General features: G+C 69.2%; 14 protein-coding genes and 2 tRNA genes. 7 read left to right on the top strand and 9 right to left on the bottom strand.

Annotation, left to right across the window (positions count from 1 at the left end):
- Positions 1-2 precede the first annotated feature (2 nt).
- From bamC to BXA03_RS01335, 5 genes are all read right to left on the bottom strand, one after another.
- Positions 3-1,091 carry an outer membrane protein assembly factor BamC gene (bamC, locus tag BXA03_RS01320; RefSeq protein ID WP_076503374.1) on the bottom strand — a complete coding sequence of 363 codons (1,089 nt, stop codon included), beginning with the start codon at positions 1,089-1,091 and terminating at the stop codon, positions 3-5.
- A gap of 115 nt (positions 1,092-1,206) precedes the next feature.
- Entirely contained in the window at positions 1,207-2,133 is a 927-nt protein-coding gene (dapA, locus tag BXA03_RS01325; RefSeq protein WP_369822386.1) for a 4-hydroxy-tetrahydrodipicolinate synthase, read from the bottom strand.
- 1 nt (position 2,134) lies between these two features.
- Complete coding sequence (locus tag BXA03_RS01330; RefSeq protein ID WP_076503376.1) at positions 2,135-2,698, bottom strand: class I SAM-dependent methyltransferase; 564 nt, start codon at positions 2,696-2,698, stop codon at positions 2,135-2,137.
- A complete protein-coding gene (locus tag BXA03_RS26965; protein WP_200803316.1) occupies positions 2,695-2,844 on the bottom strand; it encodes a hypothetical protein in 150 nt (49 codons plus the stop codon). The genes BXA03_RS01330 and BXA03_RS26965 overlap by 4 nt, the downstream gene beginning before the upstream one ends.
- Complete coding sequence (locus BXA03_RS01335) at positions 2,841-4,055, bottom strand: MFS transporter (protein WP_076503377.1); 1,215 nt, start codon at positions 4,053-4,055, stop codon at positions 2,841-2,843. Before BXA03_RS01335 ends, BXA03_RS26965 begins: the two co-directional genes overlap by 4 nt.
- A 161-nt stretch (positions 4,056-4,216) precedes the next feature.
- On the opposite strand from BXA03_RS01335, the gene BXA03_RS01340 reads away from it, so the two are divergent.
- The 4 genes from BXA03_RS01340 to parC all read left to right on the top strand — a co-directional run bounded on the left by BXA03_RS01340 (position 4,217) and on the right by parC (position 10,410).
- The gene (locus tag BXA03_RS01340; protein WP_159444692.1) at positions 4,217-4,780 is read left to right on the top strand and encodes a Uma2 family endonuclease; all 564 of its coding nucleotides are present in this window, start codon (positions 4,217-4,219) and stop codon (positions 4,778-4,780) included.
- A 67-nt stretch (positions 4,781-4,847) separates the two neighbouring features.
- Positions 4,848-6,824 carry a DNA topoisomerase IV subunit B gene (locus BXA03_RS01345; protein WP_076503379.1) on the top strand — a complete coding sequence of 659 codons (1,977 nt, stop codon included), beginning with the start codon at positions 4,848-4,850 and terminating at the stop codon, positions 6,822-6,824.
- An 89-nt stretch (positions 6,825-6,913) separates the two neighbouring features.
- Positions 6,914-7,870 carry a lytic transglycosylase domain-containing protein gene (locus BXA03_RS01355; protein WP_083715808.1) on the top strand — a complete coding sequence of 319 codons (957 nt, stop codon included), beginning with the start codon at positions 6,914-6,916 and terminating at the stop codon, positions 7,868-7,870.
- Between the two features lie 158 nt (positions 7,871-8,028).
- Complete coding sequence (parC, locus tag BXA03_RS01360; RefSeq protein WP_076503380.1) at positions 8,029-10,410, top strand: DNA topoisomerase IV subunit A; 2,382 nt, start codon at positions 8,029-8,031, stop codon at positions 10,408-10,410.
- An 81-nt stretch (positions 10,411-10,491) separates the two neighbouring features.
- Here the strand turns inward: parC and BXA03_RS01365 are convergent, their stop codons facing one another.
- Genes BXA03_RS01365 through BXA03_RS01380 form a run of 4 tightly spaced genes read right to left on the bottom strand, consistent with a single transcriptional unit; the run spans position 10,492 to position 13,743 of the window.
- On the bottom strand, positions 10,492-11,262 hold the full coding sequence (locus tag BXA03_RS01365; protein WP_076503381.1) for a glycosyltransferase family 2 protein: 771 nt from the start codon (positions 11,260-11,262) through the stop codon (positions 10,492-10,494).
- The gene (locus BXA03_RS01370; protein WP_076503382.1) at positions 11,259-11,897 is read right to left on the bottom strand and encodes an SAM-dependent methyltransferase; all 639 of its coding nucleotides are present in this window, start codon (positions 11,895-11,897) and stop codon (positions 11,259-11,261) included. The genes BXA03_RS01365 and BXA03_RS01370 overlap by 4 nt, the downstream gene beginning before the upstream one ends.
- 5 nt (positions 11,898-11,902) lie before the next feature.
- Positions 11,903-12,688: a PIG-L deacetylase family protein gene (locus tag BXA03_RS01375; RefSeq protein ID WP_234983559.1), complete on the bottom strand. Its 786-nt coding sequence runs from the start codon at positions 12,686-12,688 to the stop codon at positions 11,903-11,905.
- Positions 12,688-13,743: an acyl-CoA dehydrogenase family protein gene (locus BXA03_RS01380; protein ID WP_076503383.1), complete on the bottom strand. Its 1,056-nt coding sequence runs from the start codon at positions 13,741-13,743 to the stop codon at positions 12,688-12,690. The genes BXA03_RS01375 and BXA03_RS01380 overlap by 1 nt, the downstream gene beginning before the upstream one ends.
- 199 nt (positions 13,744-13,942) lie before the next feature.
- Between BXA03_RS01380 and BXA03_RS01385 the strand changes: the two genes are divergently transcribed.
- From BXA03_RS01385 to BXA03_RS01395, 3 genes are all read left to right on the top strand, one after another.
- Positions 13,943-14,836, top strand: coding sequence for an NAD(P)-dependent oxidoreductase (locus BXA03_RS01385; protein ID WP_076503384.1), 894 nt, complete (start codon positions 13,943-13,945; stop codon positions 14,834-14,836).
- Positions 14,837-14,942: 106 nt separating this feature from the next.
- Positions 14,943-15,016, top strand: a tRNA-Cys gene (locus BXA03_RS01390).
- Between the two features lie 43 nt (positions 15,017-15,059).
- Positions 15,060-15,150: transfer RNA gene (locus tag BXA03_RS01395), tRNA-Leu, on the top strand.
- The last annotated feature ends 13 nt before the right edge of the window (positions 15,151-15,163 follow it).

Consider the following 15,163-nt stretch of genomic DNA (forward strand, 5'->3'; position numbering starts at 1 on the left):
GCTTACTTCAGGTCGTCGGCCAGCACGCGCACGATGCGCTGGGCGTTATCCGACTTCTCGGGTGCGCCGGCCTCGTTCAGCACCGTCACCGTGCTCCTGTCGCCTTGCGACTGCACGCGGATGCGGTATTTCATGGGCGCTTCGGTCTTGCTGTCGCGGCTGAAGAGCTTGCCGAACAGGCCCGCTTCCTTGCGGTCCGGGTTGGGCGTCACGTAGCGCACGTAGTAGACGCCGGCCGAGCGGTCGCGGTCTTCCACGGTGAAGCCCGTGCGGTCGAGCGACAGGCCGACACGGCGCCACGCGCGGTCAAAGCCGTCGGCCACCTGCAGCACGGGCTGTCCATTGACGTTGCCGATGGTCGCGGCACGGGCCTGGGGTGCGGCGGCCACCGAGGCGGCAGCGGCGCGCGATTGCTCCTGGGTCACGCCCAGCTTGACCATCATGCGGCGCAGGAATTCGGTCTCGAGTTCCGGGTCCGCGGCGCGCGGCTGCCAGACGGTCTGGTCCTGCCGCTGATTGGTGTAGACCTCCTGCATGCCGCGATGGCTCACATAGATCTCGGTGCCCTTGGACGTGCGCTCCATGCGGGTGCGGAAGCGGTCGAGCTCGCCCGTCGAGTAGACCGAGTCGATCACCTTGCCCAGTACGGCACGAATTGGGTCCTGCGGCAGCTTGGCGCGGTTCTCGGCCCAATCGGTTTCCATGATGCCGAGGTTGCGCTGCTCGGTGGTCAACAGGAAGCCGTTTTCCATCCAGAAGTCGCGCACCGTGTCCCACAACTGTTCGGGCGGGCGGTCGACGACGATCCAACGCTCGTTGCCGGCGCGCTCCATGCGCACGTCACCGATCTTGTCGACTGCGGTGGGGATGCCGGGCGCATTGGCACGGCCGGCTTCATAGGCGTTGGCGGACACGACGCCGCCTGGAATGGCATAGCGGTTGTCCCGCGACAGCTGGGTGAGGTCGGGCGGGACCTCCAGCGTGGGGGCCTTGCCGGCGCTCTTGTAGTCGATCTTGTCGGACTCCAGAACGGAGCACGCGGCCAGACTGGTGGCCAGAGCCAGCACGGCGAATCGCAAAGGGGTGTTCAAGTCGTCTTCCTTCGGCGAAGAGAGGGGAATCGGGCGGCGCGTCGGCGCGACGGCCGCCGCATGGGACAGATGGAGTGTCCGGGCGGCAAAAGGTTGCCGAATGTGGACGTTCGTGTCAGCCAGACACCAGGCCGCATTGGCGCAGGGCATCCTCGACAGCACCGTGCTGGGCGCTGGACAGCGGCGTCAGCGGCAGGCGCATCCCGGCACCGATGCGGCCCATGCGCTGCAGCGCCCACTTGACCGGGATGGGGTTGGGCTCGACGAAGAGCGCCCGGTGCAGCGGCATCAGCGAAAGCTGGATCTCCATCGCGCGACGCGCATCGCCGGCGATCGCGGCCACGCACAACTCGTGCATCTGACGGGGCGCGACGTTGGCGGTGACGCTGACATTGCCATGCCCACCGCAGAGCATCAGTGCCACCGCAGTCGGGTCGTCGCCGGAATAGATGGAGAAACCCTTGGGCGCCTCGCGGATCAGCCACTGGGCGCGCTCGATGTTGCCGGTGGCTTCCTTGATGCCGACGATGCCGGGCACCTGGGCCAAGCGCAGCACCGTGTCGTGGGCCATATCGGCCACGGTACGGCCAGGCACGTTGTACAGCACCATCGGCAGGTCGCCGACGGACTCGGCGATGGCACGGAAGTGCTGGTACTGGCCTTCCTGCGTGGGCTTGTTGTAGTAGGGCACCACCTGCAGCTGCGAATCGGCGCCCACGCCCTTGGCGTAGCGGGCCAGTTCGATGGCTTCGCGTGTGGAATTGGCTCCGCAGCCTGCCATCACCGGCACGCGGCCGGCGGCCTGCTCGACGGTGACGCGGATGATCTCGCAGTGCTCTTCGACGTCCACCGTGGGCGACTCGCCCGTGGTGCCGACCACGCCCAGGCAGTCGGTGCCCTCGGCGATGTGCCAGTCGATGAGCTTGCGAAGCGCGTCGTAGTCGACGCTACCGTCTTCATGCATCGGCGTGACGAGCGCGACGATGCTGCCAGTCAGTTGCTCCAAGGGACTCTCTTTGTCGGTGAACGCGGAACCGCGGATTCTAGCCAGCGACCTGGGAGGCACTGAGTCGATGCCGCGCAAGGGTTTCTTCGGGCCGGGGTCGGACGGCGGCGATTCGCTGCACGAAGCGCGCGGGCGCATCGAGAAAGCCGTCCTCATATGCCACCACGCGCAGCCCGGCGCTGGCGGTGATCAGCTCACCCGGCTGGAGCAGGAAGTCCGGCCGCGACGGCCGCCCGACCGTTTCGTTGCCGGCGGCGAAGGTCTCGTACAGCAGGACGCCTCCTGGTGCCACGGCCGCGACGATGCGCGGCAGCAGGGGGCGCCAGAGGTAGTTGGTGACCACCACCGCATCGAAGCGACGGCCTTCGAAGGGCCAGGCGCCGTCCTCGATGTCCGCCTGCACGATCTCGGCGCCGGCCAGAGCCAGCGGGGCCAGTGCGGCGATTGCGGTGGGGTCGCGGTCCACGCCCGTCAGCATGTGACGTCGGCCGTGGAGCCAGTACAGGTGACGCCCCGCGCCGCATGCCACATCGAGCACATGGCCGCCATAGGGAATGAGATGGGCCCAGCGCTGGATCCAGGGCGAGGGTCCGCCCATCATCCGAAGCAGGTCCAGATCTGGTTCTCCAGCATCACCAGAAAGTCCGGCTGCGCGTAGAGCAGGAACACGCCCGCCAGAACCGCGGCGGCAAGGCCCCAGGCTGCCAACCGACGTCCGAGCGCCGAGGATTCGCGGACGGCCTTCATGCCGGCTGCGGGCTGCGCCGCGCGATGGCGCGCTCGTTGACCGGCAGATTCACCAGCGCCGCAAAGATGCCCAACGCGATGGCGATGTACCAGACGATGTCGTAGCTGCCCGTTCGGTCGTAGAGGTAGCCGCCCAGCCAGACGCCGAGGAAGGAGCCCACCTGATGGCTGAGGAACACGAAGCCGCCCAGCATCGACAGGTGGGCCACGCCAAAGATCTGCGCAATGATGGCGTTGGTGGCCGGCACGGTGGACAGCCACAGCGCGCCGATCACGGCCGAGAACACATACACCGACACCGGTGTCAGCGGTACCAGCAGGAAGACGGCGATCGCCACGGCCCGGCCCAGGTAGATGAAGGCCAGGATCTTGCGCTTGGCGAAGCGCTGGCCGAGCACGCCGGCGGTATAGGTGCCGAAGACATTGAACAGGCCGATCAGGGCCAGGGCGTAGCTCGCCACCTGTGGCGCCAGGCCATGGTCCTTCAGGTAGCTGGGCATGTGCACGCCGATGAACACCACCTGGAAGCCACAGACGAAATAGCCGGCCATCAGCAGCACGAAGCTGGGGTACTTGAAGGCCTCGGCCACGGCCTGGGCGATGGTCTGCTCGCGCCGGCCTGCGCCGGTGGTGTGGGCCGGCTCACGCAGCAGGAAGGCGAGCGGCACGATGACGAGGGCCAGCACCGCCAATGCGAGCAACGCGTTCTTCCAGCCCAGTTGAAGGATCAGCTGGCCCTCGACCGGCACCATGAAGAACTGGCCGAAGGAGCCGGCCGCCGCCGTCACGCCCATGGCCCAGGAGCGCTTTTCGGCCGGCAGCTGGCGGCCGATCACGCCATAGATCACGGCGTAGGTGGTGCCTGCCTGTGCCGTGCCGATCAGCACGCCGGCCGTCAGCGCGAAGACCAGCGGCGTCGGCGACAGGGCCATGCCCGCCAACCCGGCGGCGTAGCAGGCCGCGCCGATCAGCAGCACGCGGAAAGCGCCCAGCTTGTCGGCCAGCATGCCCGCGAACACACCCGCCACACCCCAGGCCAGGTTCTGGATGGCGATGGCCAGCGAGAAGGTCTGGCGTGTCCAGCCCTGGTCCTGCGTGATGGGCTGCAGCCAGAGGCCGAAGCCGTGGCGTATGCCCATGGACAGGGTCACGACCAGCGCGCCGCAGATCAGCACCTGGCGCATCGAGAGGTTGTTGGTGGAGGAGGACATGGAAGCGGATGTCTCGTGCTGGATGTTGTGGCGGTGGTGTTCCGCGGACGGGCGCCGCGGATTGTCCCCGGTTCGCCGGTTCCTCGCAGCGCAGTGGCTAGCATCGGGGGCAAGAAGAGATCAGGGAGAACGACATGGCACAGCCGGCACCAGCGCCGCGCATGGACGAGGCCGCCTATCTGGCGTGGGAAGAGACACAGCCTTGCCGCCACGAGTTTGTGCAGGGGCGCGTGTACGCCGTACGCGAGCCCGATGCGCTGGACGGCCCGCAGGCGTGCGAAGTGCGCTCCCGGGTGGTGGCCACCCTCGGAGGCGCCCTGCGGGCCCACCTGCGCGGTTTGCCCTGCAGAGTGCATGAGGGGCACGTGCGGCTCAGCCTGCCTCGCACGGCTGCCCACCTCTACCCGGATCTGGTGGTGGACGGCCCGGTCCCATCGCGCTTGCCGGGATCCCGAAGCGCCGGTCCTCAGCCCTTGATGGTCGCCGAGGTGCTTTCGCCATCGACGGGCAGCGTCTACCCAGGCGTCCGGTTCGCCCATTACCGAACCCTCGATTCGCTGAGGGACTATGTCCTGCTCGATCCGTGCCAGCGCCGTGCAGACGTGTGCCGCAGGGACGTCGACGGTCTATGGACGGTCCATACCTTCGAGTCGGGAGACCAGTTGGAACTGGCAAGCCTGGAGTGGCGCATGCCCGTTGCGCAGGTGTTTGCGGGCTTGCCGTGAACCCAGGACCCCCGTGGGCTGGATGGATATCCAGTCCACTGGCGGTGCGTGACTACAATCCGCCGCCATGGCAACCCCCAGCAAGACGCCTTCCGGCTACTCGGAAGGTTCCATTCGCGTCCTCAAGGGCCTGGAGCCCGTCAAGCAGCGGCCGGGCATGTACACCCGTACCGACAACCCGCTGCACATCATCCAGGAAGTGATCGACAACGCCGCCGACGAGGCGTTGGCAGGCTTCGGCAAGAAGATCAAGCTCACGCTGCACACCGACGGCTCGGTGAGCGTCGAGGACGATGGCCGAGGCATTCCCTTCGGCCTGCATCCCGAGGAAAAGGCCCCGGTCATCGAACTGGTCTACACCCGGCTGCACGCCGGCGGCAAGTTCGACAAGGGCCAGGGCGGCGCGTACAGCTTCTCGGGCGGCCTGCACGGCGTGGGCGTGTCGGTGACCAATGCGCTGTCGACGCGGCTCGAGGTCGTCTCGCACCGCGAGGGCCAGGTGGCCCGTCTCGTCTTCGCCGCCGGTGACGTGGTGGAGCCGCTGCAACTGCGCGCGCAAGGCAGCGGCGATCGCAAGCAAGGCACCACAGTCCGCGCCTGGCCCGACGCCAAGTACTTCGAATCGGCCGCCTTCCCCATGGGCGAGCTCACGCACCTGCTGCGCAGCAAGGCCGTGCTGATGCCCGGCGTGACGGTGAGCCTGACGGTCGAGAAGAGCGGTGAGACGCAGCAGTGGCTGTACAAGGGCGGTCTGCGCGACTACCTCATGCAGACACTCACCGCCGACCCGGTGATCCCGCTCTTCGAGGGCGCCGGCCATGCCGACAAGAACACCGAGACCTTCGCCGAAGGCGAGGGCGCCGAATGGTGCGTGGCCTTCACCGAAGACGGCCAGCCGGTGCGCGAGAGCTACGTCAACCTGATCCCCACCAGCGCCGGCGGGACGCACGAAAGTGGCCTGCGCGACGGTCTCTTCAATGCTGTCAAGAGCTTCATCGAGCTGCATTCGCTGCTGCCCAAGGGTGTCAAGCTGCTGCCCGAGGACGTCTTCGCCCGCGCCAGCTATGTACTGTCGGCCAAGGTGCTCGACCCGCAGTTCCAGGGCCAGATCAAGGAGCGGCTCAATTCGCGCGATGCGGTGCGCCTCGTCTCCAGCTTCGTGCGGCCGGCGCTGGAGCTCTGGCTCAACCAGCACGTCGATTACGGCAGGAAGCTGGCCGAACTCGCCATCAAGGCCGCGCAGACGCGCCAGCGCGCCGGCCAGAAGGTCGAGAAGCGCAAGGGCTCCGGCGTTGCCGTGCTGCCGGGCAAGCTCACCGACTGCGAAAGCCGCGACATCGGCCACAACGAACTCTTCCTGGTCGAGGGCGACTCCGCCGGCGGCAGCGCCAAGATGGGCCGCGACAAGGAATGCCAGGCCATCCTGCCCCTGCGTGGCAAGGTGCTCAACACCTGGGAAGTGGAACGCGACCGCCTGTTCGCCAACAACGAGATCCACGACATCTCGGTGGCCATCGGCGTCGATCCGCATGGCCCCAATGACACGCCCGACCTGTCGGGCCTGCGCTACGGCAAGGTCTGCATCCTGTCGGATGCGGACGTGGATGGCTCCCACATCCAGGTGCTGCTGCTCACGCTCTTCTTCCGCCACTTTCCCAAGCTGATCGAGGCGGGCCACGTGTACGTGGCGCGGCCGCCGCTGTTCCGCGTCGATGCACCGGCCCGCGGCAAGAAGCCGGCCGCCAAGTTCTATGCGCTGGACGAGGCCGAGCTCACCGCCATCCTCGACAAGCTGCGCAAGGACGGCGTGGCCGAGGGCAAGTGGAGCATCAGCCGCTTCAAGGGTCTGGGCGAGATGAGCGCCGAGCAGCTGTGGGAAACCACGCTGAACCCCGACACCCGCCGCCTGCTGCAGGTGCGCCTGGGCCGGCTGGACTTCACCCGCACGCAAGGCGAGATCACCAAGCTCATGGGCAAGGGCGAGGCCGCCGCCCGCCGCGAGCTGATGGAACTTCGCGCGGACGACGTCGAGATCGACGTATGAACGCGCACGCTGTCGCCGCAGGGTGGTCAAGGCTCGTCTCGCTGCCGCGCAGGGGCCGGGCCAGCGGCCGTGGGCGCTCCATCGCGTTGATGGCGCTTTTCGTGACCGCCTCCGCGCAGGCGGCCCTCTACGGCTACACCGACGAGCGCGGCGTCGCGCACTTCTCGGCCGAGAAGCTCGACGCGCGCTACCAGCTGGTGCTGCGCGACGACACGGCCGGCAGATTCGGGGCCGAGGATGCGGTGCCGGCCGAGGCGGCGCAGGCGCTGCAGCAGTTGCTGGCCAGCCGCACCGGCGCTGCAGCGGCTCGCTCGGTCTACGGCTACCTCGATGAGCAGGGCCAGCCGCACTTCGCCGACAGCCGCCAGGACGAGCGCTACGAGCTGATCGTGCGCGACGGCGAGGTCATCAACAGCCGCTGGAACCCCATCGACCGGCGCAAGCCGCTGCCGCCTGTCGTGGCCAGCGGCGAGCCCCCGCGCAAGGGCCTGCTGGCGCTGGTCGAGAAGCCGCCGCTCTCGCCCGCTGCCAAGACCGCGCTGCGCGACGCCGCCCGCAAGCATGGCCTGGACGAATCGCTGCTGCATGCGCTGATGGCCGCCGAATCCGGCTTCGACATCGACGCCGTCTCGCCCAAGGGGGCGGTCGGCCTGATGCAACTCATGCCAGCCACGGCCGAGCGCTACGGCGTGCGCGCCGATGCCAAGCAGACCGTGGCCCACAAGCTGACCGACCCGCGCATCAACATCGCCGCCGGCAGCCGCTACTTCAGCGACCTGCTCAAGATGTTCGACGGCAGCATGGAACTGGCCTTGGCCGCCTACAACGCGGGCGAAGGGGCGGTTCAACGCGCCGGCCGCCGCATTCCCGACTACCGTGAGACGCAGAACTACGTGAAGACCGTGATGCAGCTCTATGCGCACCTCAAGCCCGCGGCCGTCTCGCGCCTGCTCACGGCCAGCACGAGCCGCGGTGCCAAGCCCGCCTCGCGCGTGCGCATGGAGATCGCGCCGCCTTCGGCCGAGCGCGACTCTGGCGCCGAATAGACCCCGAGCGTCACACCCGCAGCGACACCGGCCAGCGCCGCACGCGCTGGACCACCTCCAGTGGATCGGCGCCGCGCTTCGCACCCTTGCACTGACCCCTTGAAGACCGACGGCCGCCCGATGCTGCCGCCCGCCAGAACCCGACTTTCCGCACGACGATGGACGAAGACACCCAAGCCCCCCAGGCCCTGGCCGAGCCCGAGGACCCGAACAGCCTGACCCTGGCCGACTACGCCCAGACCGCCTACCTCGAATACGCGCTGAGCGTGGTCAAGGGCCGCGCGCTGCCCGACGTGTGCGACGGCCAGAAGCCGGTGCAGCGCCGCATCCTGTACTCGATGTCGCGCATGGGCCTGGGCTTTGGTGGTGCCAACGGCACCGTCGGCGCCAAGCCGGTGAAGAGTGCGCGCGTGGTCGGCGACGTGCTCGGCCGCTTCCATCCGCACGGCGACCAGGCGGCCTATGACGCGCTGGTGCGCATGGCGCAGGACTTCGCCCAGCGCTATCCGCTGATCGACGGGCAGGGCAACTTCGGCAGCCGCGACGGCGACGGCGCTGCGGCCATGCGCTACACCGAGGCCCGGCTGGCGCGCATCACCTCGCTGCTGCTCGACGAGATCGATGAGGGCACGGTGGACTTCGTGCCCAACTATGACGGCTCCACCGACGAGCCGCGCCAGCTGCCCGCCCGCCTGCCTTTCGTGCTGCTCAATGGCGCCAGCGGCATCGCCGTGGGCCTGGCCACCGAGATCCCCAGCCACAACCTGCGCGAGGTGGCCGACGCCTGTGTCGCCATGATCAAGGCCGGCGGACAACTGAGCGACGAGGAGCTGTTCGCCCTGGTGCCCGGCCCCGACTACCCGGGCGGCGCGCAGATCATCAGCAGCGCGGCCGACATCGCCGATGCTTACCGCACCGGCCGCGGCTCGCTCAAGGTGCGCGCCCGCTGGAAGATCGAGGAACTGGCCCGAGGTCAGTGGCAGGTGGTGGTCACCGAGCTGCCGCCGGGCGTGAGCAACCAGAAGGTGCTCGAAGAGATCGAGGAGCTGACCAACCCCAAGGTCAAGGCCGGCAAGAAGGCGCTCACCACCGAGCAGCAGCAGGTCAAGGCCGCGCTGCTGGCGGTGCTCGACGCCGTGCGCGACGAGTCCAGCAAGGACGCGCCGGTGCGCCTGGTGTTCGAGCCCAAGACCTCGCGCATTCCGCAGGAGGAGTTCATCGCCACGCTGCTGGCGCAGACCTCGCTGGAGACCTCGGCGTCCATCAACCTCACGCAGGTGGGCCTGGACGGCAAGCCGACGCAGAAGTCGCTGCGGCAGATGCTGGAAGAGTGGATCGCCTTCCGCGCCCGCACGGTCGAGCGGCGCTCGCGCTTCCGGCTCGACAAGGTGCTGGACCGCATCCACATCCTCGAAGGCCGGCAGCTGGTGCTGCTCAACATCGACGAGGTGATCGCCATCATCCGCGCGGCGGAAGACCCGAAGGCCGCGCTCATCGCCCGCTTCAATCTCAGCGACCGGCAGGCCGAGGACATCCTCGAGATCCGCCTGCGCCAGCTGGCCCGGCTGGAAGCCATCAAGATCGAGCAGGAGCTGGCCAAGCTGCGCGACGAGCAGAAGAAGCTCGAAGAGATCCTGGGCAGCCCGGCCGCGCTGCGCCGCCTGCTGGTCAAGGAGATCGAGCATGACGCCAAGACCTTCGAGGACCCGCGCCGCACGCTGATCCAGGCCGACAAGCGCGCCGTGGCCGAGGTCAAGGTGCTGGACGAGCCGGTGACGGTGATCGTGTCGCAGAAGGGCTGGGTGCGCACGCAGAAGGGCTGGAACCCCAATAAATCGGAAGGACGGGCCGACTACGCCTTCAAGGCCGGCGACAGCCTCTACGGCGCCTTCGAATGCCGCACGGTCGACACGCTGCTGGTCTTCGGCACCGCCAAGGGCGGCTCCGTGCGCGTCTATACCGTGCCGGTGGCCAGCCTGCCCGGCGGGCGCGGCGACGGGCAGCCCGTCACCACAATGATCGAGCTGGAGGCCGGCACGCAGGTGGCGCATTTCTTCGCCGGGCCGCCGGCTGCGCAGCTGCTGCTGTCGAGCACGGGTGGCTTCGGCTTCATGGCTGCCATCGAGCACATGATGTCGCGCCACCGCAGCGGCAAGGCCTTCATGGACGTGGCCGAGGGCGACCAGCTCTGTCGCCCCAGCGTGGTGGGCGGCGCGGCCGGCACCGAGCCGCTGCCTGCTGCCACGCACGTGTGCTGCGTGGCGAGCGACCGCCAGATCCTGACCTTCGACATCGCCGAGCTCAAGCTGCTGCCCAAGGGCGGCCGTGGCCTCACGCTGATGGATCTCGCGCCCAAGGCCCGGCTGGCGGGTGCGGCGGCCTACACCCGCAGCATTCGCATCGAGGGCGATTTCCGCGGCAAGCGGCGCGACGAGCAGCTGGACATCCGCACGCTCAACAACGCGGGCGGCACGCGCGGGCGCAAGGGCAAGCCGGGTTCGTTCACCTTCACGCCCGACTGGGTCCAGAGGGTGCTGTGATGGGTGGCATCGACTTCAGCACCCTGGGCCTCGTGCTGGGCGCCGCCACCGGCGTGCTCAGCTTCTGGCTGGGCCGAAAGCTCAGCGCGCGGCGGCGGCAGCGCAAGTGGGAGAAGGAAGAAGCAGCGCGCCGAGCGACGGAGACGCGGCAGCAGCGCCGGGCCCGGGAACGTCGGGACGGGAGTCGCTGAGGCTGCGGGCCATCGCGAGCAGGGTGTCGCCGAAGCCTCCGCGCGCACGCGCCTGCGGCCGGGCACTGGTCCACACGCGGGGCGTCGCGCTCCAGGCGATGCGGGCGCCGCTGCGCTCCAGTGCGTTCACCAGCGCCACGTCCTCGCTGCAGCGCAAGGGCGCAAAGCCGCCGGCCCGGCGGTAGGCCCTGGCGCTTACGCCCATGTTGGCACCGTGGATGTGCCGATGGCCGTCGGCATCGCAGTAGTGGTCGTCGAAATGCGCCTGCAATGGGCCGGCCAGGCTGCCATGGGCCGACCAGTCGTCCACCGCCACGCTGCCGCACACGGCATCGGCCTGCAGGGCGAGCTGCGCGGCGAGCCAGTGGGCGTCGACGCGCGTGTCGGCGTCGGTGAAGGCCAGCCAACGCGCACCCGCCGCCAGCAGCCACTCGGCGCCCGCGGCACGGGCCGCACCGACGTTCTGCGCCGCAATGGGCAGGGTCCAGGCGCCAGCTTCGCGCGCCAGGCGAGCGGTGCCATCCGCGCAGGCGTCCAGCACCACCACGACGCGCACGGCCTCGCCTTGCAACTCCACATCGGCCGCCGCCGCCTTCACAGCCGAGAGCGTGGCGGCGATGTGCGCCTCCTCGTCGTGCGCGGGGATGACCACGCCGATCAACGCACGCCCTCCTGCTGCGCGACGGACCGATGGTCGCGCTGCCACACATGCAGCAGGAAATCGTCTTCTTCATGGCGCACGACCTGGTACAGCCCCAGCCCTTCGAGCACCCGGTGCACTTCGGCGGTGGACGTGCAACGGCCTTCGAAGTCGGGCCGCCAGTCGCAGGCGACGAGCACGCCGTCTGCGGCCAGTGTGGCGGCGCAGCAGTGCGCCACGCGGGCGACATCGATGCGCGAAAGGAAGTAACCCACCTCGCTGAGGACGATCAGGTCGAAGCGCTCGGCCTGCGGCCATTCCTGTGGAATGACGCGCTGGGCCACCTGGACGTGGTCGTGGTGCGCCAGGCGGGCGCGTGCGGTCTCCACGGCGCGTGGGTGGAAGTCGCTGCACATCAGCATGTCGCAGCGCGCCGCCAGGGCGTCGCTCAGTTCCGCCGCGCCGCAGCCGGGTTCGAAGGCCCGGCGAAAGCGCGGGCGGGGCAGGGCGGCCAGCAACACATCGCGCTTGCGACGCTCGTACCACCGGGTTCGCAGGCCGTAGGGGTCGTCGTCCTGGGCGTAGATGCCGTCGAAGTAGCGCTCGCCGCCGCCCTCGCGGTCAGGAGATGGGGCTGCAGCAAGGGAGGCCATCATGTCTTTCACTCGGGCAGGAAAAACGTTTCGAACGGGCGGGCGGCGCGCGCCACGGTGGTGGCGCGCAACACCGGCTCCGCGCCTGTGCTCGGGTCAGGGGCCAGCTGGCTCGCGAAGGCGTCAATGGCGACCTGCTTGCGCCGTGCAATGGCCGCGGGCAGGGGCAACCGGCGTGCGCGGTGCCACGGCATCCGCGCATCACCGGGCCGGGCCCAGTGCCAGGCCCATACCGGCGCTTCGATGCAGCGCGCGCCGGCGGTGCGGGCGGCGTGAGCGGCGGCGCGGCCCGTGGCCTCGTGGTCCGGATGGCCGTCGAGCTGCCAGGTGGTGGCCACCGTGTCTCCAGGTCGCAGCAGGTCACAGAGCTGGCGTGCGAGTTCTGTCTCCATGGCCGTCAGTCCGCCATCGGGCAGACCCAGCCGCACCAGGTTCTGCGCCTGCACGCCGAGGGACTTGAAGGCGGCGAGCGTCTCCCGGGGGCGTTCCGCGGCCAGCCGCTCGGGGGGCCACAGCCGGGAGGCCGGGTGGCTGGCGCAGCCGTCCGTGACGGCCACCAGCGCCACTGGAAGGCCAATCTGCGTCGCGAGCGCCAGAAGACCGCCAGCCGCCAATATCTCGTCATCCGGGTGTGGTGCGACCACCACGACGCGGGCGCCCGCAGGCGCCAGGTCGCTCATGTGGGCCGCAGGGACGGCCGCCAGGCGATGGCAGCGTGCCCATTGCGATTCGGTGGTGCCATCGCCCGGGCCGATGTGGCGTGCCGCAGCCGGGTCGGCCATCGTTGCAGCCATCACAGCGCGCACCATCCACCGAAGGCGGTTGGCGTGTCGTCGTCGGACATCAGCGCCAGGGTGCCCAGGCCCGCTTCATCGCGTTCCGCATGGCTCTGCCGCACGAAGATGGGCAGGTCCGCCATCAGACGGGCCAGCTTGGCATCCGTGCACAGGGGCCCCGCGCCCAGGGCGCGGCCCGCGTGGCGCAAGACCTCGCCCGCCACGTGCTCCACCGCCAGACGAACGCGCAGGGCCGTGGCCTGGGCGTCGTCGGCAGGGTGCGTGTCGATCCAAGAGGCACTTTCCCGCAGCAGCGCCGCGCAGGCGCACAGCAGGGATTCGGCGGCACCCAGATGCGCCTGCTGGTGGCCATTGGGCTTGCCCTTGCGCAAGTGCCGGCGCATGCGTGTCGCCACCGCAGCCGCTGCGCCCCACCAACAGGCCGCGATCCCCGCCCCGCCATGCCAAAAGCCGGGTCGGTTCACGTAGTCGCCGGGAGCCCCCACTGCCGTGGCCATCACGCCGTCGAAGTCGACCTGCGCCGTGTCCGTCGGGCCCATGCCGACCGCGTGCCAGTTGGGGTTGCCGATGGTCACGCCGGGCGCATGCATCTCCACCGCCGCGAGGCCCGGCTGCCCATCTGCGTACCAGCCGCTCACCAGCGCATGTGTGACCTGCCGGGCGCCGGAGCACCACGCCTTGGCGCCGTGCAGCCGCAACTGCCCGTCGTCGGCAGGTTCGAAACGAAGGCGCGCATTTGGCGGTTCCGCGCACCAGGTGCCCCAAAGGCTGCCCTCGGGCCGGGCGGGGCCGTGGAGCTCTTCAAGGATGGCCAGGGCGTCGGTGTGGCCCTCGTACAGCTTCGCCAGACTGAGGTCGTGGCCGGCCACCGCCGCGAGCCACTGCCAGCGCAGCAACGTGCTGCCGTGCCCGGGCAGAGGAAGACGGTCCAACCCGGCGAGTGCGAGGTCGTCAAGCGTCAACGCTGTCGTGGCCGACTCTGCGGCCAGCCGGTCGAGCACGCGCGCGGGGGGCTGCGCGATGGACAGCGAGGAATAGGAAGCATCGCTCATCGGCCGTAACCGTACGTAAGGCGCGACGAGGGGCAGGTCGGTGCCAGCGTGCGTTTGCGGTCGGTGCGGGTGCGGCGACGGTGTAGGCGCGAAGGCGGTGCCGGCATTCGCAGCGCGCTCGCCGTGGCCCCGTGGCCGACCCCGCACAATGACGGGCTGCGGTCCTTTCCGCCACCTGCATTCCCCTGGAGACTTTTGCATGAATTCCCTTCGTCTCGGCATGATCGGCATCGGCCTGATGGGCCACGGCATTGCCAGCAACCTCGTGAAGCATGGTCACCAACTCACCGTGCTGGAACACCCGGGCAACCAGCCGCTCGACGCCCTGACGGCAGCCGGCGCCCGGACGGCGGCGACCCCGGCCGCGCTGGTGGCCGAGGCCGACTACGTCATCCTCTGTGTCACGGGCTCGCCCCAGGTCGAGGCGGTGCTGGTGGGCGACGGCGGCCTGCTCAAGAGCATCCGGCCGGGCACGGTCATCATCGATTGCTCGACCTCCATCCCCGATTCGACCCTGCGCATGGCCAACGCCGTGCAGCAGGCCGGCGGCCGCTTCCTGGACGCGCCGATGACGCGCACGCCCAAGGAGGCCGCTGAAGGCCGACTCAATCTGCTGGTGGGTGGCGACGCCGCACTGTTCGACGAATGTCGGCCGCTGCTGGCCTGCTTCGCCGAGAACATCACCCACGCCGGTGGCGTCGGCGCCGGCCACGGCATGAAGCTGCTGCACAACTACGTGTCCCTGGGCTCGGTGGCACTCATCGCCGAGGCCGCCGCCTGCGCGCGCCGTGCGGGCGTGTCGGCCGACGTCTTCGTCGAAGTGCTCGCCAAGGGCGGGGGCGGGGGCGTGGCGCTGGAGCGGCTCAAGCCCTTCATCCTGAACAACGACGCCAGCGGCCTGCGCTTTGCCATGTCCAACGCGCAGAAGGACCTGGGCTACTACACGCAGATGGCCGACGGCTTCGACGCCGCGCAACGCATCGCGGAGGCGGTCTACGGCACCTACGCTGGCGCGGTCGAGCAGGGCGGGGTGCAACGCCTGGTGCCTGAACTTGTGGCGCTGCTGGCCGAGGTCGGAGACAAGTCGCGCTGAGCACGTCGCACACACGTCGAAAACGGCTCCAAACCGCTATATACTGCGAGGCTCTTCGGAACTGCAGCTGGCGCTTGCCGCCTCCCTGTACCGAAGGTCTCCAAGCGGCGCGATAGCAAAGCGGTTATGCCCCGGATTGCAAATCCGGTCAGTCCGGTTCGACTCCGGATCGCGCCTCCACCCCACACCCTCGTCGACGCTCCTGCTATCGTCGGTCCACGTCGCCCGGATGGTGAAATTGGTAGACACAGCGGACTTAAAATCCGTCGCCGTTGAAAGACGGCATACCGGTTCGACCCCGGTTCCGGGCACCACCTTCACACAGAA

Origin of the sequence: Pseudacidovorax sp. RU35E, from assembly GCF_900156165.1 — a bacterium.
Taxonomy (GTDB): Bacteria; Pseudomonadota; Gammaproteobacteria; order Burkholderiales; family Burkholderiaceae_C; genus Xenophilus.

Bases quoted from the DNA above. Each gene is read 5' to 3' on its own strand.
- BXA03_RS01330 (WP_076503376.1), bottom strand. From the start codon at position 2,698: ATGATGGGCGGACCCTCGCCCTGGATCCAGCGCTGGGCCCATCTCATT.
- BXA03_RS26965 (WP_200803316.1), bottom strand. From the start codon at position 2,844: ATGAAGGCCGTCCGCGAATCCTCGGCGCTCGGACGTCGGTTGGCAGCC.
- BXA03_RS01335 (WP_076503377.1), bottom strand. From the start codon at position 4,055: ATGTCCTCCTCCACCAACAACCTCTCGATGCGCCAGGTGCTGATCTGC.
- BXA03_RS01340 (WP_159444692.1), top strand. From the start codon at position 4,217: ATGGACGAGGCCGCCTATCTGGCGTGGGAAGAGACACAGCCTTGCCGC.
- BXA03_RS01345 (WP_076503379.1), top strand. From the start codon at position 4,848: ATGGCAACCCCCAGCAAGACGCCTTCCGGCTACTCGGAAGGTTCCATT.
- BXA03_RS01355 (WP_083715808.1), top strand. From the start codon at position 6,914: ATGGCGCTTTTCGTGACCGCCTCCGCGCAGGCGGCCCTCTACGGCTAC.
- parC (WP_076503380.1), top strand. From the start codon at position 8,029: ATGGACGAAGACACCCAAGCCCCCCAGGCCCTGGCCGAGCCCGAGGAC.
- BXA03_RS01370 (WP_076503382.1), bottom strand. From the start codon at position 11,897: ATGATGGCCTCCCTTGCTGCAGCCCCATCTCCTGACCGCGAGGGCGGC.
- BXA03_RS01375 (WP_234983559.1), bottom strand. From the start codon at position 12,688: ATGGCTGCAACGATGGCCGACCCGGCTGCGGCACGCCACATCGGCCCG.
- BXA03_RS01380 (WP_076503383.1), bottom strand. From the start codon at position 13,743: ATGAGCGATGCTTCCTATTCCTCGCTGTCCATCGCGCAGCCCCCCGCG.
- BXA03_RS01385 (WP_076503384.1), top strand. From the start codon at position 13,943: ATGAATTCCCTTCGTCTCGGCATGATCGGCATCGGCCTGATGGGCCAC.